Genomic DNA, 17,422 nt, shown 5'->3' on the forward strand with positions numbered 1-17,422 from the left:
GTGTCAGGGCACGGCGACGGGGACACCGTGCCCTGAGACGTTCTGGCGTTGCCCATCACATTCAGCCGACTATGCGCGAAAGTCAAGAAGCCTGAAACATATATGGGACGAGTTTTGACTAGGCCGAGACTTAGTGCTCCAGGTGGGCTTGGAGCCGCTGGGCGATCTGGTCCATCGCGTCGTCCGTGACGCTCTCGGCGGCTTCGCCACCGAGCAGCTGGAACACTCGCGGTCCTCGCTGCGACGGTGGCAGGTCCGCCATCCTCGGGACGAGGTGGAAGTGGACGTGGCCGAATCCTTCGGCCTCGGCAAACTGGGCGACATACGTCTTGGCACAGCCGACGGTCGCGTGGAGGGCGCGGGACAGGCGCACTTGCCACAGACCCAGTCCTTGGGCCTCAGTGTCCGTCAGCTCGGCGATCGCCGTGACGTGGCGGCGGGGAACGAGGACCAGCCAACCGGGCAGCGCGGTCCCGATGGCGTGCGCCACGCGCCAGTGGTCGTCGACGGCGATGCGCTCGCGGGGCGGCAGGCGCGGCAGGTCGGCTTCGGCGCGACAGGAGTAGCAGTCGTGATCAGCGATCATGCGCGAGATACTACGAGGTCTGTTTTAGTCGGCCCAGAGACCGGCCCAGGAACCGGCCCATGAAGCAGAAGGCCCTGGTGAGGGGCTGGGGGCCACTCACCAGGGCTGTCGGTTCTCAGCACGAACAACGCTCAGCACGAACAACGCTCAGCGCCGACGACACTCGGCACCGATGGCGATGGCTATCGGCGGAGCAGGGATCAGAACTGTGAGAAGGCGTCCTGCTTGGGCTTGAGCACCTTCCCCTGGGCGTCGTAGTAGACGAGAGTGCCGCCGGGCGAGTGCCACGACTGGTTCGCGAAGGGCAGGTAGAAGTACTTGCCGTCCTCGTCCGCCGGGGCGGCGACGAGCGTCGCGTCCTGCGTCGTGCCGTCCTTGAACACGACCTGCACGCGGGCCACCTTCGCGGCGACGATGCCGCTCACGAAGCTGATTCCGTAGGGGCTGGAGTTCTCCTTCTTCCAGCTGTTGTCCATCGCCCCGACGCCGAGACAGGTGACCGAGGTCGAGGAGGCCAGGTCGGCGTTCGGGTAGGAGAAGTGCTTCAGCAGCGCGGAGATGTTGTCCGGCGAGGTGCCGCCACCGCCGGCGCCGCGGTCGCGCAGGGAGTTCGGGCCGACGAAGTAGGTGTCGTCGAAGACCATTGTCTGCTTCGTTTCCCCGCCCGGGACCGGCACGACGACGCCGTCCTTCTTGGTGAGTTCGCGGGCCAGCGTCCAGGGCACGCCCTTGAACACGCCCTGCGCGATGACGGTCTTGCCGTAGTGGATCGGCTCCTCCGCCGGGGTCGACGTCGGCGCGAAAGGCGCGACCGGCGTGGTCGGCGGAGCCGCCTGCGGCTTCGCGGCCTGCGCACCCGGCGACGTGGCCGGGGTCAGGGCCGCCGCGCCGGGTCCGTTGCCTCCGCTTGCGGCGCGGGTCGCATCCGCGCCGCCGGCGAAGCTGGAGACACCGACGGCCACCGCCGCGCCGAGGGCCACGACGCTGAGCGCGGAGCCCCCGATCGCGCGGACCCGGATCCGGCGCCGGGCGTCACCGACGATGGCGTCGTACGGCGCGCTCGCGGGCAGGACGTCCTCGGCGGCGCCGGTCAACAGGGTACGAAGACCCGCCTGCTGCGCGTCGTCGCTGTGTTCTGTCATGAGTTCGTGACTCCCATCGTGAGTTCCTCGTGGGCGGCGGCGATGAGCGCCGGATGCTGCCGGAGCCGGAGCAGCGCGCGGTGCGTCTGGCTCTTGACGGTTCCGGTGGAGCATCCGAGGACCTCGGCCGTCTCCCGTTCCGTGAGGTCGGACCAGAACCGCAGCACCACGACGGCGCGCTGCCGCTTGGGCAGCTCCTGGAGCGCCGCGACCAGCGCGCGCCGGTGTGCCACCTGGTCCGTGGCGTCGGCCACTCCGTTGTCCGGCGGGTCGCCCAGGTGCTCGGTCACGCGCCGCTTGCGGAAGCGGCTCGCGTTGCAGCGCACCATGATCTTGTGGACGTACGCGTCCGGGCTCTCGCTCGCACGCACCCGGTTCCAGCCCTGGTACACCCGGACCAACGTGGTCTGGGTGAGGTCCTCGGCGTGGTGCCGGTCGCCGGTCAGCAGGTAGGCGGTCCGGACCAGCCGGGCCCACCGGGCTGTGACGAAATCGTGGAACTCGGCTGCTTCCGCATTCTTCATTCGGCCCCTCCTCGAACAGGTAGTGGACCGTGGGGCTGCGGATGGTTGTCACGGGTCACGGATGTTGGAGCCGACAACGCCGTGGACGTCGTACCCGATCTCCACCTCCAGCGAGGTCGGATGCGGCGTGGAGAGCGCGAACAGGGAGCCGTCGGAGAAGACGCTCCCCCGGATGCGCAGGTGTGTCAGAGCGTCGTGCGCTAGGCGCCCTGGGCACTGGGATAGGCCGCAGCGAGCGCTTTGGCGACCGCGGTGATGCGAGGCAGGTCGATGGTGGGGTTCGACGCGGTGCTGTCGGGCGTGTAGATCATGATCGTCCACACCACTCCCGGTCCTTCCACCGCCTCGTAGTCCGTGCAGGCACGCAGTGCGCCGATCTGCTGGGTGGGGCACTCCAGCGTGGCTTGGACTGGTTTGACGGCGTCCCACGTGCCGAGATTCATGGTGATGATGCCGACAGCCCGGTCTCCCGCCATGAACGCGCAGGCTATGGCGCTCCCCTCCTGCGCTCCGTACCGGTTCATTGTGAGGTGCGTGGCGTCGGTACCGAGGATCTCGGTCAGCTTCGACGCGGGCAGCGCGGTGCAGGGGTCGATCCGGGCCGCCGGCGCGAAGGCAGTGTCAGGGTCCGTGGTCGGTGGGGCCCAGGCCGCCGGGGCGGCGGGGTCGCCGAAGGTGGCGGCGAGGAAGCGGATCAGTGTCAGAGTGGCGTCCTGGTCGGGTTTCGGGTCGCCCGAGGGGTCTTTCGCGGTCGCACTGAAGGCTTCGACGTCCCAGGTCGTGGCGCCGGGGCCTTGGAGCAGATCCTCCCCTTCCGACCCGGCGCACATGTGAAGCGTGTTGGTGAGCGGTCGCTGCGTGCACGGTGGGCGGCCCGCGTAGCCCATCACTGTCGACCAGTCGCTGGACAGGATCGTGATGTCCGCGACCACGCGCGGGGAGGCGTCGGTGGTCCGGAAGACGCAGGCGGCGCTGCCGTAGGGCGCGTCGTCGGGAGAGTTCTGATTGATGCTGTAGGTGAATTGCTGAGCGGGGAGCTTCAGCAGCGAGGCGAGGCGACTCGGTGCTATGGCGTGGCAGGGGTTGAACACCGGTGCGGCCAATACTCGCGGCTGCGGGGTCGGGGTCGGGGGGCTGGTGCTCGGCGGCACCGATGGAGTCGACTGCTGCGCGGTGACGGAGGCGGTCGCCGACACCGGTTTCGGGTCAGGGTTCTTCGATCCGTGCCACGGGATGAGGGCGACGCTGCCCGCGACGACGACCACGGCGGCTGTTGCCGCGATGGTGGTCTTGGCTGTACCGAGCTTGGTGTGCATGCGACGCAGGGGGTTGCGTGGCCGACCTGGTTGACCTGGTTGGCCTGGCTGGCCTGTTTGGCCAGGTTGGCCGGACTGGCTTGGCTGACCTGGCTGCGTGGGCTGACCTGGTTGGCCAGGCTGCGTTGGCTGGCTTGGCTGACCCGCCCCGGTCGGCTGAGCCAAACCCGGGTGCCCCAACCCCGGGCCGGAGGGCGGCGCAGCCGTCGCCGGACCGGCCGGACCGGCTGTACCGATCGAACCAACCGCGTCCGGCAGCAGCGACAACAGCAGTCCGCCCGCCGCCAGCGAAGAAATCGCCCCGAGCAGAGCCTGCCACGCGCGACGTTCCCAATCCGGCCCATACGCGACCAGGGCTACGCGCTCCAGCTCCTCGGCGAACTCCCCAGCCCGCGCCGGCCGCTCAGCAGGGTCCTTCGCCATCCCCTTGGCGACGAGCGAGCGCAGCAGCTCGGGCACGTCGTCCAGCGGAACCGGCTGGTCGCTGTGCGCGGCGGCCCAGTCGGCGACGACCGCGGTGCCCTCGGGGCGGAACGGCCGGTGCCCGGTGACGCATTCGAAGAACACCGCCGTGGCCGAATACACGTCAGCGGCCGGGGACACGGCGCCCCGGAACTGTTCGGGAGCCATGTAGGCGACCGTCCCGAGCGCGGACGTCGGCAGCTCGCCGCTTCGCACCGCGATCCCGAAGTCGGCGAGAACCGACACGCCGTCCTGCCGAATCAGGACATTGCCGGGCTTGTAATCGCGGTGCACGACGCCGCGTACATGCGCGGCGTCCAGGCCCAGCAAGGAACCCTTCAGAACACTGAGCGCGACTTCCGGCGTGCGCAGCATCTCCGGATTCTGCTTAAGGAGCAGCCCCAAGGTTCCGCCGGGGACGAAGTCCATGACGATGGCCGCACCGAGCGGGCCATCACTGCCGTCAACCGCTGGCTGCTCTATATAGGCGTGCAGACGCACCACATGCGGCGATTCCACCTCGGCCAGCGTTCGCGCCTCGCGCCGGAACTCCTCACGGAAGCCGCTGTCGTCCACCAGACCTGCGGCGAGGTACTTGATGGCGACCAACGCGCCATCGGTCTGGCGACGCGCCAGCACCACATACCCGAAGCCGCCACGCCCCAGCTCCCGTATATGTTCGTATCCCTCGACCTGCCACTGTGCGCCCTGCACGTCGCCCCCACCCTCCCCAGAGTTCTCGCCGAGCCTAGATCCACAAAGCAGCCACGGACGCCACCGAAGTGGCGATCTGCGCGACGTTGGGCATCGCGGCGGCGATACCGTCGAGCCAGGTCTTGATGCGGTGCTTGTTGGGCTCGGGCTTCGCGAGCTCCTCGGACAGTGCGTTGAGACTCTCGACCGCGGCCGGGTCGGCCGACTCCTCGACCAGGCGAGCGAGCTCGTCCAGGGCACGCTTGGCGTCCTCGCCACGGTTGGTCTGCGCGGCGTTGAGAGCGTTGGTCAGCGTCGAGCGGTTGACGACGACCGCTCCCGCGCCGATGTTCTTGATGACGTCACCCATGGCGAGCTCCCCAATCTCGGTGCGGTACTGGTGATATCGGTGGTACTGGTTGATGGTGATCGTGATCCGGTCCTGCTCCGCGATCAGCCTGTCGATTCGCCACCTCCCGTAGTGGTCGACATCGGCCGCGAGCGCCCTGATCTCGGCCTCGTCGAGGCGTCCGTCGGCTATTTTGGCCAGCGAGAAGACGGCGTCCGGGAAGCGGGACATCTGCTCGTCGAAGTCGGTGATGACGCGTCCCTGATACAGCGACTCGACATACGTCTCCAGCCACGACACCGCCACGCCGAGGTCGCCACGCGGGCCGGGCTTGAAGGTCCGGTATGCGGCTGCCACCACGGGCTTCTCGTGCGCGCTGATGAAGGAGACCGCCGCATGCGCTGTCGGCGGATCCTCCGCCAGGAACGAGGGCAGCGGTTCGATCTCCTCAACGAGCACACAGAGCCGCGGAACACCCGTGTAGCCGGTGTAGATCTTCAACAGCGACGGCGGCATCTCCATGAGCTTTCCGGTGATCTCGCAAGGGAAGACGCCCCACTGGCTGATCCCGTCGATGCAGCGGGCGTACAACTCGTCGGAGAGCGCGATGGGGATGCCGCGTTCCACCGGGGGAACGGACACCGCGGTCATGAACCACAATCGGCCCTCGGCCGTTTCCCTGCTGCGCAGCCGTACGCAACCGACTCCGGTAGCGAGCATCTCGCCTTTGCCGGCGAAGCGAAAAACAGTCCCGTCCGGGGTCGGAAGGCCGTACCGCTCGGCTTCGGCCGTGGTGAGGCGGGCGGCGTACTGCGCGATGGAGGCTCGCTGGCGAGTTGCCCTGGGCGTCGGATACAACCCCGGCGACAGCGGGAACCACTCGGAGATCAGGACCCGATGCAGGAAGACGGTTCGCAGGGCCCGTACCTGCTCGTTCATCACGTCCAGCCAGAGGGCTGCGACATCGCCATAGTGATGATCCGCAGCCGACGGCAGATCCGACCGCCATTGGTGCAGCGAACCGGTTGCGAGCTGGGCGTCGACGATCACCGCCGCCGTGTCGGCCAGCACCGGTGCGTGGACTTCGCCAGGCTCCCCCTCTATCGGCATGCGCTGAACGTAGCTCATTGATCGCGGCCGACGGGGCGTTTTAAGATCCCTTACTCGCCCAGGTCCACAACTCGCTGCTCCGCCGCCGACAGGCGAGCTGCTTCCAGCACCTTCAGCATCGCCACGGCGTCGGCGGGATCGACCGGGTTCGGACCTCCCTCACGCAGTGCGCGCGCGATGCCTTCATAGAACTCGACGTAGGAGCCGGCGCGCGTCGGGTACTCCTTGCCGTTCAGCGAGCCCGGCTCGTTGGCCCCGAATCCCGGATCGGCCGGGCCGCCGCCGGCGCGCAGCGACGCCTCCTGGCTGTCCAGTCCGGCGCTGAGCCAGGAGCCGCCGTCGCCCAGGACCCGGAAGCGCGGGCCGGGCTGTTCGGCCAGGACGCTCATCCACAGGTGCGAGTGGGTGCCGTCGGCGTGCCGCAGCGCCACGAAGGTGTCGTCGTCGGTCGTCGCCCCGGTGCGCAGCGCGGACACCTCGGCGTAGACGCTGCGCGCCGGCCCGAACAGGGTCAGTGCCTGGTCGACCAGATGGCTGCCCAGGTCGTTGAGCAGGCCGCCGGCGTCGGCGGGGTCGCCGGACTCCCGCCAGCTCCCGGACAACCGCGGCCGCCACCGCTCGAAGCGGCTCTCGAACCGGTGCACGCGCCCCAGCTTCCCGGAGGCGACCAGGTCGGAGAGCGTGAGGAAGTCGCCGTCCCAGCGCCGGTTCTGGAAGACGCTCAGCAGCAGCCCCGCACGCCGCGCCCGGCCGATCAGAGCGGCGGCCTCGGCGGCGGTCGCGGCCAGCGGCTTGTCGACCACGACGTTGACGCCCGCTTCGAGGGCGGCGGTCGCGATCGGGACGTGCGTCCGGTTGGGCGTGGCGACGACGGCCAGATCGACGCCGGTCGCCCACAGCTCGTCGGGGCTAGACACCCGGACGACGTCGTCGGGGACCGGACGCGAGGTCACGACGGCGGTCAGCTCCAGGCCGGGCGTGGCGCGGATCAGCGGGGCGTGGAAGGCGGAACCGGCCAGGCCGTATCCCACCAGGCCGACCCGCAGCGGGGACGGCGGCGTGCCTGGGGCGCTGGTCCCGGGGCCGGTTCCGGGGCTGGTTTTGGCGCTGGTCCCGGCACTGGTCCCGGCGGCAATCTCGGTCGCGCTCGCGGTACCGCTCGTCGTGGGGCTGCTCATGAACCGAGTTAATCAACACTGTTGAGAAACCGTCAACCGGGGGCTAGTCTCGACCCATGCCGACCGGGGCCAACCTCCACGCGCTGCGCGACCACAACGCCGCGGCCGTCCTGGCCCTGGTGCGCGGATCCGGGCGCGGATCCGGGTCCGGGTCCGGCGCGGATCCCGGCGTCAGCCAGGCCCACCTCGCGGCCGCCACCGGGCTGACCGTGCAGGCCATCAGCAAGATCGTGCGCCGGCTGCTGGACGAGGGCCTGATCGCCGCCTCCGGACGGGTGACCTCCGGGATCGGCAAGCCGACCACGCTGCTGCGGCTGGTCCCCGGATCCCGGTACGCCATCGGGGTGCATCTGGGCCGGGACCGCCAGACCGTGCTGCTCGCCGACCTGGCGGGGCGCGCCGTGGCGTCCCGGGTCCGGCGTGGGAAGCTCAGGGCCCCCGACCGGGCCTTGTCGGCGGTGGCCGAGGACATCGCCGTCCTGCTCCAGGACATCCCGGACGAGCGCGTGCTCGGCGTCGGCCTGGCCTGCCCCGGGCCGCTCGACCACCGGAGCGGCGTTCTGCACCGGGTCACCGGGCTGCCGGCCTGGCACGGTCTCGCGTTGCGGGACCGTGCCGAGGCAGTCCTCGGCCGGGTTTGCGCCGTCGACAAGGACACCACCGCCGCCGCGCTGTCCCAGCCCGGCCCGGCCGATCGCGCGTTCGTGTATCTCGCCGACGGCCTGGGCGCCGGGCTGGTGCTGGGCGGCCGCGTCCATCGGGGGGCGGGCACCGATGCCGGCGAGTTCGGACACCAGGTGCTCGATCCGGACGGTCCGGCCTGCCGATGCGGACGGCGCGGATGCCTGGAGGCCTACGTCCTCGCCGATCTCGGACGCGGCGCCGTCGACCAGGCCGCGGCTCGCCTGGCGCAGGGAATCGGCAACCTGACACGGCTGCTGGACCTTGACGAGATCATCCTGGGCGGCGACGCCGTGCTTGCCGAGCCGGAGCCCTACCTGGCCGCGGCCCACGCCGCCGGTGCGCCGCGCGCCGAGATCGCGCAGGCCGGGCCCGAGGCTGTCGCGCTCGGGGCGGCCGCGCTCATTCTCAGGCCGCTGTTCGACCCCTGATCTCGGAGGGTCCGCCGATGGTCAGCACCGCCTTCCCGCCGGGGAGTCGGCGCGCGCGGAAGTCGTCGAGGACGGGGACCAGGTCGCTCCAGTCGGCGACGTGGCTGAGGGTGGTGTGCAGTCGGCCGGCGGCCACGAGGTCGACGAGCGTCTGAAGGTCTTGGCCGATCGCGTCGGGCTGCGCGTATGACAGGTAGCTGATCAGGCGGGCTCCTTCGTGGCCGATGAAGTCGTAGATGTCGATCGGGGTCTTCTCGCCGCTGCTGGTGCCGAGGACGACGATGGTTCCGCCCGGGGCGATTGCGGCCAGGGCGGCGGTCAGCGTCGCGCCGCCGACCGATTCCAGGACGACGTCGAACGGGCCGAACTCCTGGGCCCCGTCCTGAGTCTGGGCCTGGGATCCGGCCTGGGCCCCGGCCTGGGCGCTGTACGCGGTCACCGTCGCGCCGGACGCGACCGCCAGTTGGACCTGGAAGCGTCCGACGCCGCCGTTGGCGCCGGTGACCAGCACTCGGCGGCCCAGGAGGGCGCCGGCGAGGCGGACCGTCCGCAGCGCGGTGAGGCCGGCCAGCGGCAGCGCGGCGGCCTGCTCGACGGTGACGGTGTCCGGGAGGACGGCGAGCCGGTCGGTCGGCACGGCGACCTGCTCGGACCAGCCCGCGCCTTCCACGAGCGCCGCGACGCGGGTGCCCGGCGCCGGGCCCGAGCCGTCGGCCGCCGCCTCGACCACGACGCCGGCGATGTCCTGGCCGGGGCGCCAGTGGTCGGTCCGCATCTTCAGCAGGGCCAGCTCGCCACGGTTTATGGAGAAGGCACGGACGGCGACGAGTGCCTCGTGCGGGCCGGCGGCGACCGGCTCGGCGATCTCGCGGACGACCGGTCCTTGGGGAGTGTTCACCACGGATTTCATGCGTCCATTAGGCGTTGCGGAACATCGGGGAACCAGATCATGTTCTTCCGTTCAGTTATCACCGGACGGAATCAATGCCCAGAGTCGGTGGGGGGCCGCGCCGTGGAGTTGCGCCAGTTCGAGTACTTCGTCGCCGTGGCGGAGGAGCTCGGTTTCGGCCGGGCCGCGGAGCGGCTGCACGTCGTGCAGCCGGCGGTCAGCAAGCAGGTCGCGCGGCTGGAGCGTGAGCTCGGGGTCAGGCTGTTCGACCGCTCCACGCGGCACGTAAGGCTGTCGGCGGCCGGGGAGCGTCTGCTGCCGGAGGTGCGCGCCGCTCTCGCCGCGGCTGCGAACGTCGGGCGGATCGCGGCGGACATCGGCGGCGGGCAGGACGCGGTGTTGCGGCTGGGCACCAGCCAGGGTTTGGGCGACCGCTTGGACGAGATCCTGCTCCACCTGGCCGCGGTCCTCCCACGACTCCAGGTGCGGCTGAGCAGCCTGCCGCTGTCCGACCGTCTGAGCGCGGTCCGCACCGGGGAGCTCGACGCGGCTTTCGTCCGGATCGTCGAGCACTCCCCCGGCGTCGAGCTGCTGCCGCTGTGGACCGAGCCGCTGCACGTCGTGCTTCCGGCGGCGCATCCGCTGGCCGGGTTCGCCACGCTCGCGATCGAGCAGATCGCCCCGCTCCCCCTGCGCCTGGCGCCGCGCGCGGTCAACCCCGCGTTCCACGACCTGATCGTCAACGCCATCACCGCGTCCGGCCACGAGCCGGTCCTCGGGGCGCCGTTCACGAACCTTCAGGACACGTTGGCGCAGATCGCGACCGGTCCGGCCTCGTGGAGCGTGCTCTACGGCGCCGCCACCGCGCAGCTTCCGACCGCCCGCATCGCGCACCGGCGGCTGGCCGCGCCCCGGCCGACCACGTCGCTCGCCGTTTTGCCTGGTCCGCCCTCGGCGGCGGTCCGGGCGCTCCTCGGCGCCTGCGCGGCGATCACGGGTTAACGCCAGGGCGGCCCAGCGCGGATCGATCTTCATCCGGATGTTGCCTGCGCTTACGAATCCACACCCTGTGACGCTGTTCACCTTTAATCAATTAGAGATCCGGGCTCGTATGCCTTAGAATCATAGGCGTAACGAGATCAGATCCGATGGATCCCCAAGGAGTCAACGATGAACGCCGAAGTCCTCACCGCCCGCCTGCAGATCGCGATCGCCACCGCTCGCCACAAGGCCGAGGTCGAGCGCCAGACCCAGCTCGCGAAGCCCGCGCCCAAGAAGTAGGCGCCTCGAAGTGAGCGCCTCGCTCTCTTCAGGCCCTGACCCAAGACCTGCGGCCCACACCCTCAGCAATGCCCCTGGCAGTTCCACCGCCAGGGGCATTTGCCTTTGCGCACGCGGTCGCCGGGGTGATGAGGTGGCACGGTGACGAAGCATGACGCGGCGGCGGAGCAGTACACGGCAACAGAGCATGTTGCGGCAGTGGAGCACGGCGCGGCGGCGATCGTCCGGCCGTCAACGCTGGCCTGGGTCCGCCGGCAGCTGGCGGCCGACGAGCAGATCATCGGTATCGAGGCCCTGCACGGCGGCATCACGGCCGAGATCCGCAAGCTCGCCATCAGCACACCGGACGGCGGCACTCGCGCGCTGGTGCTGCGCAGCTACGTCGATCCCTACTACCTTGCGCTGGCCGAGGAATCGCTGACCGGCGAAGCCAATACCCTGACGGAGCTGGGCGCGACCGATGTGCCGACTCCCAAGCTGGTCGCGGTCGACGCCACAGCCGAGCACTGCGAGTATCCATCGCTGCTGATGACCCACCTGCCGGGACGGACCGCCCTCGCCGATGACGGCCTGGAGGCTCGCGTCCCCGCACTGGCCCGTCAGCTTGTCGCAATTCACGCACTGCGTCCCGCCGAGCGGCCACGGCAGTACGTGACGCTCTCGACCCCCGACACCGCAGTGGTACCGCAGGGCGCCGACGAGGCCAGCTGGGCCGCGGCGATCGAAGCGATCCGCCGACCCGCACCGTCCTCCGAGGGGTGCTTCCTGCACCGGGACTTCCAGCCCGGCAACGTACTCTTCGCCGCCCTGCCTTCAGGAGCGGCGAGCGCGCAGATCACCGGCGTCGTCGACTGGGCCGCGACGTGCTGGGGCCCGGCAGACCTCGATGTGGCGCATTGCAGTACGAATCTGGCCTTGATTCATGGCCCAGAGTGGAGCCAGCGCTTCGCCACGGCCTACGAGGAGGCCGGAGGGACGCTGACCGCCGCTGAGGATGAGCGGCTGTACTGGTTCACGAGGCATGCGCTGGCCTTCTCGGAGGAAGTGGACGTGATCTCCGGGGCGTGGCGGAAGGCGGGGCGGGCGGATCTGACGACGCGTGCGGTGGAGCTGCGATTGGACGCCTATGTCAGGCTGCTTATGAGGGACGGGGTCATGGCTCGCGGCTGAGCAATCAGCGGACGCGAATCGGGGCGCCGGATCACCGACGCCCCGACTCCGCCGCGCCATGAGCGGCAAAAATCCCTATGAAGCGATGACATCCACATAGTCGAGCTTGTCATTGCTCGACCCAGTGGCGTTCGTGATAGTCAACCGGCCGTCGGAGACCGTCACCTGGCTGGTCCCCTCTATCCAATGGTTGCTGGCGGTCGGTGTGCCGGACACGGTGAGCACGCCTTCGACGTTGACCTTGTAGACGCTGTCGGTGTTGGACGGGTCGCCGCACACCAGGTGGACCGTGTAGTGCCCGTTCGGCACCGCGAGTTCCCATACCGTCGCGCTGCCGCTGCGCTGCATGTGGATCAGCGTGTCGTAGCGCTGGTCCGGCGAGCTCGCGGCGTTGCGGTCGCGGGTGTTGACCGCGTTGTCGATGTTCCAGCCGTAGGTCAGGCCTCCGCTTCGGGCGCCGTAGGCGGCGCCGGTGTCGGCGGCGTAGCCGGCCGGGAGGGTCGCTCCGGCGGGCTGGAAGTTGACCGTCGCGGCGAACGCCGGGGTGAGCAGGTAGGCGCGCTTGTGGCCGTTGTGGAGGCCGACGCCGACGATCTGGCCGCGGTCGTTGATGCCGTTGGCCGCCTGGAGCGTCCAGCCGGAGCCGGCCGGGAGCAGCGTGTCGAGCTTGGTCAGCGGACCGCCGGGCTGGCGGATCCAGGCCTCGGGCGCGGCGCAGGGCTGGCATTCCGGGTCGGCGGTGCCGACGATCTGGCCCGCGGCGTTGATGGCCGTGGCCCGGTTGTACTGGATGCTGTCGACGGTGCCGAGGTCCGTCAGGGTGTTGTTCTGCCACACCGCGGCGTCGAGCCCGCCGACGGGGCCGGGCCGGCTGACGTCGCCGGCGATGGTGCCGGATACGTTTACGGCATTCGCCGAACCGCCCTGGCCGCCGGGCAGCAGCGGCAGCATGGTCAGGGTGCCGTTCTGCCAGACGAAGGCCGGGCTGCCGACGACCTGGCCGCGGGCGTTGATGCCGGTGGCGGCGTCGAGGGTCTGGGTCGGGGTGCTCAGCTCGGTGGGGTTGCCGGCGGTGTCGTAGAGGATCGCCTCCGGGCTGCCCTCGGAGTCGGCCGGGCGCTGTCCGCCGGCGACCCGGCCGGCCGGGTCGATGCCGTTGCCGACGCCGAGGCGGTTGGTGATCGGGCCGCCGAGGTCCTGGAGGACGCCCGCCGCGCTCCAGCGGACCGGGTAGGCGTAGCCGCCGTTCTCGCGCGTGGCGTCGCCGGCGATCTGGCCGGCGTCGTTGATGGCGTTCGCGCCGCTGTAGTCGGCCCCCGCCTCGGTGCCCAGGTCGGTCATCGTCCCGGCGGACCAGCGGAAGCCGTGCTCGGCGAAGGACGCCAGATCGCTGTAGCCGACGACGACCCCGGCGTTGTTGATGCCGTTGGCCACGCTCAGGTCACCGCCCAGCGTGCCGAGGTCGGTGATCGTGTAGAGCGACGAGGTCGCGCCGGCCGAGGTGGCGAGCGGGACGGGGAGGGCCAGCGCGGCGCAGAGTACTGCGACACGCGCGGCGGTGGCCGTTGTGCGTCTGTGGGACGGATGCATGGGGAACCTTTCGCTCGGGACGAGGGGTGGTTCGTTACCTTTGGACGCGTCGCGCACGCTATGACAGCGTTGCCCTGCGCGCCAGAGCGTGGCAGGACAACGCGGTCAGAACATCTGGGTTTCAGCAGCCTGCTTTGTAGAAGTACTTGCTGACGCTCGGATCGCCCATGTTCGCCTGGGTGATGGCGACCATGGTGGTCCCGATCTGCGCCGTCACGGGCTTGCCGTCGAGGGCGGCCACCGCCTGGTCGACGGCCTGCGTCCCGATGCCGCCGGGGTCCTGGGCGACCAGCACCTGGAGCGAGCCGTCCTTGAGGGACTGCACCTCGTCGGGCTCGGCGTCGAACGCGGCGACCTTCACAGCCCCCTGCTTCCCGGCCGCCTTCAGGCCGGTGGCGATGCCCTGGCCGGTGTTGGTGTTGCCGGCGAACACCCCGCCGAGGTCCGGATGGGCCGCGAGGGTGGCCTGGATCTGCGACGCCGCGGTGGCCGGCAGGTCGTTGTCGTACAGCACCGGCAGCAAGGTGATGCCGGGATGGTTGGCCTGTATCTCCTCGGTGAAGCCCTTGATCCGGGCGTCGGTGGTGGAGATCCCGGGCTTGACGCTGATCACGATCGCGGAGCCCTTGTCCCCCATCAGCTGGGCCAGCGCCTTGGCCGCGGCCTTGCCGCCGGCCTCGTTGTCCGAGGAGATGCGGGACAGCCCGATCGAGGTGTCGGTGACCGAGGTGTCGACGAGCACGACCTTGGTGCCGGCCGCCTGCACCTGCTTCAGCGACGGCGTGAGCGCGGCGGTGTCGACCGGGGAGATCAGCAGCGCGTCGGGCCGGGTGGCGGCGACCGAGTCGATGATCGGCCGTTGCAGCGAGACGTCCCACTGCGCCGAGCCGTCGGCCTTGAGCGACACCCCGAGCTTGGCCGCCTCGGTCTGCGCGGCGCAGGTCATGGTGATGTAGAACGGGTCGCTCTTGACACCGGTGATCAGCTCTATCGACTTCTTGCCGCCGCCCGCGGAGCTGGAGTGGCCGCCGCTGCCGCCGCTGCCGGAACTGCTGGAACTGCCGCAGCCCGCGGCGGCCAGCAGCGCGAGCGCGGTCACGGCTATGGCGTGGATCCTGGTCTTCGACATGGGTGCCGTCCTTGACTGCCGCTGTTCGGATAGGGAAAGGGTCGGGCGGACGCCTGACGGCGCCTTGGCCGTCAGCCGGGATCGCGGCCGTTGCGCCGGATCTGGTCCACGTAGACCGCGAGCACCAGGACGACGCCGATCGCGACGTCCTGCCAGTACTGCTGCACGCCGATGACGATCAGGCCGGTGGTCAGCACCGCCGGGATGAAGACGCCGATGACCGTGCCCAGGACGGAGCCCCGGCCGCCGAACAGGCTCGCTCCGCCGAGCACCACCGCGGTGATGACCTTGAGGTTGTCGGTGGAGTGCCCGGCGATCGAGGTGGTCCCGAAGTAGGCGAGCCACATCATCGCGCCGAGGCCGGCCAGCAGCCCGATCAGCGCGTACACCTTCACCAGGTGCCGGCCGACCGCGATGCCGGAGCGGCGGGCGGCTTCGGGGTTGGAGCCGATCGCGTAGGTGTAGCGGCCGAACCTGGTGTGGGCGAGTACGAGCCCGAACACGACCGCGGTGCCCACCGCGATCACCACCAGCCACGGGACCTGGCCGAACAGCTTGCCGAAGCCGATGTCGCGCTGGAGCGTGCCGGAAGCCGTGTCGGCGGGATCCTGGCCGCCGGTGATGATCTGGGCCAGGCCGAGGGCGGCGCCGAAGCCGCCGAGGGTGACGATCAACGGCGGGACCTTCGCGGCGGCCACCAGCACGCCTTGCAGCGCGCCCCAGGCCAGCCCGGTGCCGAGCGCTATCAGGGTACTGACGGCGATGGTGCCCCAGCCGGAGGCCGCGCCGCCGTGGTGCAAGGTGTACTCCCCCGCGAGCACCGCGGACAGGACCAGGACCGAGCCGACGGACAGATCGATGCCCGCGACGATGACGACGAACGTCATGCCGACGCCGAGGACCAGGTAGATCGCGGCGTTGGTGGCGATCTGGGTGATGTCGTAGACGGTCAGGAACTTGCCCGGGGCGGCGATGGAGAAGTAGGCCACGAGGAGGAACAGGACGCCGGCGGTCCAGGTCTCGTTGGCGGCCAGCGATCGTGCGAGCCAGGGCGGGAGGGCGCGAAAGGGTCCGTGCTGGCCGTCGTCGGCGGGAGTGACGGCGGAATCGGCGGGAGCGGCGGCGGAATCGGCGGCATCGGCAGCGGAGGGGGTGGCGGGGGTGGCGGGGTTTTCGGAAACGGGTGTCTCAGGACGCGTCGTCACCGTCGGCTCCTTCCTGGGCCCCGGGCCGGGACTCGTCCGTCGGCGCTTCGGCGGGCGCCTCTATTCGCGTCTCAGCGCGCACCTCCAGCGCGCCGGTCATCGCCCCGACGAGCTCCTCGACCGAGGTGTCAGCGGCCTGGAACCGCGCCACGCGGCGGCCCAGCCGCAGCACCTCGACGCGGTCGGCGACCGACAGCACCTCGGGCATGTTGTGGCTGATCAGCACGACGGATATCCCGCGGTCGCGGACGCGGCGCACGGTGTCCAGCACCCGGCCGCGCTGCACGACGCCGAGCGCGGCCGTCGGCTCGTCCAGGAAGACGACGCGGCTGGCGAAGGCCACGGCGCGCGCGACCGCCACCGACTGCCGCTGGCCGCCGGACAGCGAGCGCACCGGCACGCCGACGTCCCGCAGCCCGACGCCGAGGTCCGCGAACGCCGCCACCGCCGCGCGGCGCATGGCCGCCCGGTCCAGGACCTTCAACCGGCCCAGGAGGCCGCCCCGGTAGAGCTCGCGTCCGAGGTGGAGGTTGGCGGCCGCGTCCAGGTCGGGGGCGAGCGCAAGATCCTGATACACGGTCTCGATGCCGCAGCGCCGGGCGTCCAGCGGGCTGGCCAGGCGGACCGGCTCGCCGTCGATGAGGATCGTCCCGCCGTCCGGACGCAGGGCGCCGCACAGGGTCTTGACCAAAGTGCTCTTGCCGGCGCCGTTGTCCCCGATGAGGGCGACGACCTCGCCGGCGTGGGCGGCGAAGTCCGCTCCGTCCAGGGCGGCCACGTGGCCGTAGTGCTTCGTCAGCCCTCTGGCTTCCAGCAGCGGGGCGGTCATCGGCACCCCCGGTCCCGGGACGCCGCCTTGCGAACGTTCCCATGATCCGATCGGGTCTGTTGCCTGGACAACCTCGGCTCGGCGGTCACAAGGCCTCGCTTTCGCATCGAAGGGCTGATGGCTCACCAAGGGAGCGTCGGGCGCGTCGGGTCGCTCGTTGTGAACGTTCACACAACATCGGAGTGAGTATCCGGCGGACCCAAAGCTCTGTCAAGCATCCCGACGGACCCGGTACGGTGAGGCGATCACCGCCGGGCCCTCGGGGGTGCCGTCCCGGTGGGGGTTGAGAGCATGGCCGTGTTCGCCACGTACTGCCAGGTCTGCGGGTTGCCGGTGCAGCAGGACCACTACGTCCCGGCCGAGGACGGCGCCTACTTCCACATCTGGCGCGGCGACGGGGAAGACGCCTGCGATCCGCTCGTCGCCTTCGGACCGGAGCACGCTTGGCTGCGCGAGGCGATCGGGCTGCGCATCGACGAGGACGCGCTGCTGATGCCGACCGTCTCAGGGGTCGTCCATGACGGCGATCTGGAGAGTCCCGGAGGCCGGCTGTTCAACGCCGACCTGTTCGACGGCGAGGGCGACGAGCGGATGGCGCTGCATGGTGCGTGTTGGCGACTGGCGGACGAGCCGACGTCGTGGGACGCACTGGCACAGGTAAGGGAGCTGCGGGAGTTACCGGAAGGCGAGAACCACTATCGGCAGCAGTTGTTCGACTTCGGGCCCTTTGTCGAGGACGGCCTCGGTTGGATGCTGGCCGATCCCGAGTCCGCAACGCCGGAAGGCTTGCGCAGTCGCGGGCGGATTCTGGAGTTGCTCCAGATATCCGACCCGTCGGACTGAGGGTGACGGAGAAC

At 70.3% G+C, this 17,422-nt stretch carries 15 protein-coding genes; 4 read left to right on the forward strand and 11 right to left on the reverse strand.

The genetic code is table 11. From position 1 onward, the window contains the following. Positions 1-130 precede the first annotated feature (130 nt). The 6 genes from ABD481_RS32370 to ABD481_RS32395 all read right to left on the reverse strand — a co-directional run bounded on the left by ABD481_RS32370 (position 131) and on the right by ABD481_RS32395 (position 7,360). Positions 131-586, reverse strand: a complete 456-nt coding sequence (locus tag ABD481_RS32370; protein WP_344669623.1) for an HIT family protein — start codon at positions 584-586, stop codon at positions 131-133. 200 nt (positions 587-786) lie between these two features. Further along, complete coding sequence (locus ABD481_RS32375; protein ID WP_344669624.1) at positions 787-1,728, reverse strand: hypothetical protein; 942 nt, start codon at positions 1,726-1,728, stop codon at positions 787-789. Further along, a complete protein-coding gene (locus tag ABD481_RS32380) occupies positions 1,725-2,252 on the reverse strand; it encodes a SigE family RNA polymerase sigma factor (RefSeq protein ID WP_344669625.1) in 528 nt (175 codons plus the stop codon). Before ABD481_RS32380 ends, ABD481_RS32375 begins: the two co-directional genes overlap by 4 nt. 200 nt (positions 2,253-2,452) lie before the next feature. Continuing rightward, complete coding sequence (locus ABD481_RS32385; RefSeq protein WP_344669626.1) at positions 2,453-4,744, reverse strand: serine/threonine-protein kinase; 2,292 nt, start codon at positions 4,742-4,744, stop codon at positions 2,453-2,455. A 34-nt stretch (positions 4,745-4,778) separates the two neighbouring features. Then, positions 4,779-6,182: a hypothetical protein gene (locus tag ABD481_RS32390; protein ID WP_344669627.1), complete on the reverse strand. Its 1,404-nt coding sequence runs from the start codon at positions 6,180-6,182 to the stop codon at positions 4,779-4,781. Positions 6,183-6,232: 50 nt separating this feature from the next. Next, positions 6,233-7,360, reverse strand: a complete 1,128-nt coding sequence (locus ABD481_RS32395) for a Gfo/Idh/MocA family protein (protein WP_344669628.1) — start codon at positions 7,358-7,360, stop codon at positions 6,233-6,235. A 56-nt stretch (positions 7,361-7,416) separates the two neighbouring features. Between ABD481_RS32395 and ABD481_RS32400 the strand changes: the two genes are divergently transcribed. After that, complete coding sequence (locus ABD481_RS32400) at positions 7,417-8,472, forward strand: ROK family transcriptional regulator (RefSeq protein ID WP_344669629.1); 1,056 nt, start codon at positions 7,417-7,419, stop codon at positions 8,470-8,472. Here the strand turns inward: ABD481_RS32400 and ABD481_RS32405 are convergent. Beyond that, entirely contained in the window at positions 8,450-9,382 is a 933-nt protein-coding gene (locus tag ABD481_RS32405; protein ID WP_344669630.1) for a zinc-binding dehydrogenase, read from the reverse strand. The genes ABD481_RS32400 and ABD481_RS32405 overlap by 23 nt on opposite strands. 102 nt (positions 9,383-9,484) lie before the next feature. Here ABD481_RS32405 and ABD481_RS32410 point away from each other — a divergent pair, with 102 nt between their 5' ends. Then, positions 9,485-10,363 carry a LysR family transcriptional regulator gene (locus ABD481_RS32410; RefSeq protein WP_344669631.1) on the forward strand — a complete coding sequence of 293 codons (879 nt, stop codon included), beginning with the start codon at positions 9,485-9,487 and terminating at the stop codon, positions 10,361-10,363. A 477-nt stretch (positions 10,364-10,840) separates the two neighbouring features. After that, positions 10,841-11,812 carry a phosphotransferase family protein gene (locus tag ABD481_RS32415; RefSeq protein ID WP_344669664.1) on the forward strand — a complete coding sequence of 324 codons (972 nt, stop codon included), beginning with the start codon at positions 10,841-10,843 and terminating at the stop codon, positions 11,810-11,812. A 75-nt stretch (positions 11,813-11,887) separates the two neighbouring features. On the opposite strand, the gene ABD481_RS32420 is transcribed toward ABD481_RS32415, so the two are convergent. The 4 genes from ABD481_RS32420 to ABD481_RS32435 all read right to left on the reverse strand — a co-directional run bounded on the left by ABD481_RS32420 (position 11,888) and on the right by ABD481_RS32435 (position 16,565). Next, on the reverse strand, positions 11,888-13,402 hold the full coding sequence (locus tag ABD481_RS32420; RefSeq protein WP_344669632.1) for a hypothetical protein: 1,515 nt from the start codon (positions 13,400-13,402) through the stop codon (positions 11,888-11,890). 121 nt (positions 13,403-13,523) lie between these two features. Beyond that, complete coding sequence (locus ABD481_RS32425) at positions 13,524-14,531, reverse strand: ABC transporter substrate-binding protein (RefSeq protein ID WP_344669633.1); 1,008 nt, start codon at positions 14,529-14,531, stop codon at positions 13,524-13,526. Positions 14,532-14,602: 71 nt separating this feature from the next. Beyond that, on the reverse strand, positions 14,603-15,736 hold the full coding sequence (locus tag ABD481_RS32430) for an ABC transporter permease (protein ID WP_344669634.1): 1,134 nt from the start codon (positions 15,734-15,736) through the stop codon (positions 14,603-14,605). Further along, the gene (locus ABD481_RS32435) at positions 15,720-16,565 is read right to left on the reverse strand and encodes an ATP-binding cassette domain-containing protein (RefSeq protein WP_344669635.1); all 846 of its coding nucleotides are present in this window, start codon (positions 16,563-16,565) and stop codon (positions 15,720-15,722) included. The genes ABD481_RS32430 and ABD481_RS32435 overlap by 17 nt, the downstream gene beginning before the upstream one ends. A gap of 291 nt (positions 16,566-16,856) precedes the next feature. On the opposite strand from ABD481_RS32435, the gene ABD481_RS32440 reads away from it, so the two are divergent. Next, positions 16,857-17,408 carry a hypothetical protein gene (locus ABD481_RS32440; protein WP_344669636.1) on the forward strand — a complete coding sequence of 184 codons (552 nt, stop codon included), beginning with the start codon at positions 16,857-16,859 and terminating at the stop codon, positions 17,406-17,408. Positions 17,409-17,422: the final 14 nt, after the last annotated feature.

Source organism: Catenulispora yoronensis, from assembly GCF_039531695.1.
GTDB classification, from domain to species: domain Bacteria; phylum Actinomycetota; class Actinomycetes; order Streptomycetales; family Catenulisporaceae; genus Catenulispora; species Catenulispora yoronensis.

What these genes read in the sequence shown, in the direction of transcription:
- ABD481_RS32435 (WP_344669635.1), bottom strand. Translation starts at nt 16,565, where the DNA reads ATGACCGCCCCGCTGCTGGAAGCCAGAGGGCTGACGAAGCACTACGGC.
- ABD481_RS32405 (WP_344669630.1), bottom strand. Translation starts at nt 9,382, where the DNA reads ATGAAATCCGTGGTGAACACTCCCCAAGGACCGGTCGTCCGCGAGATC.
- ABD481_RS32425 (WP_344669633.1), bottom strand. Translation starts at nt 14,531, where the DNA reads ATGTCGAAGACCAGGATCCACGCCATAGCCGTGACCGCGCTCGCGCTG.
- ABD481_RS32440 (WP_344669636.1), top strand. Translation starts at nt 16,857, where the DNA reads ATGGCCGTGTTCGCCACGTACTGCCAGGTCTGCGGGTTGCCGGTGCAG.
- ABD481_RS32375 (WP_344669624.1), bottom strand. Translation starts at nt 1,728, where the DNA reads ATGACAGAACACAGCGACGACGCGCAGCAGGCGGGTCTTCGTACCCTG.
- ABD481_RS32380 (WP_344669625.1), bottom strand. Translation starts at nt 2,252, where the DNA reads ATGAAGAATGCGGAAGCAGCCGAGTTCCACGATTTCGTCACAGCCCGG.
- ABD481_RS32420 (WP_344669632.1), bottom strand. Translation starts at nt 13,402, where the DNA reads ATGCATCCGTCCCACAGACGCACAACGGCCACCGCCGCGCGTGTCGCA.
- ABD481_RS32370 (WP_344669623.1), bottom strand. Translation starts at nt 586, where the DNA reads ATGATCGCTGATCACGACTGCTACTCCTGTCGCGCCGAAGCCGACCTG.
- ABD481_RS32390 (WP_344669627.1), bottom strand. Translation starts at nt 6,182, where the DNA reads ATGCCGATAGAGGGGGAGCCTGGCGAAGTCCACGCACCGGTGCTGGCC.
- ABD481_RS32400 (WP_344669629.1), top strand. Translation starts at nt 7,417, where the DNA reads ATGCCGACCGGGGCCAACCTCCACGCGCTGCGCGACCACAACGCCGCG.
- ABD481_RS32395 (WP_344669628.1), bottom strand. Translation starts at nt 7,360, where the DNA reads ATGAGCAGCCCCACGACGAGCGGTACCGCGAGCGCGACCGAGATTGCC.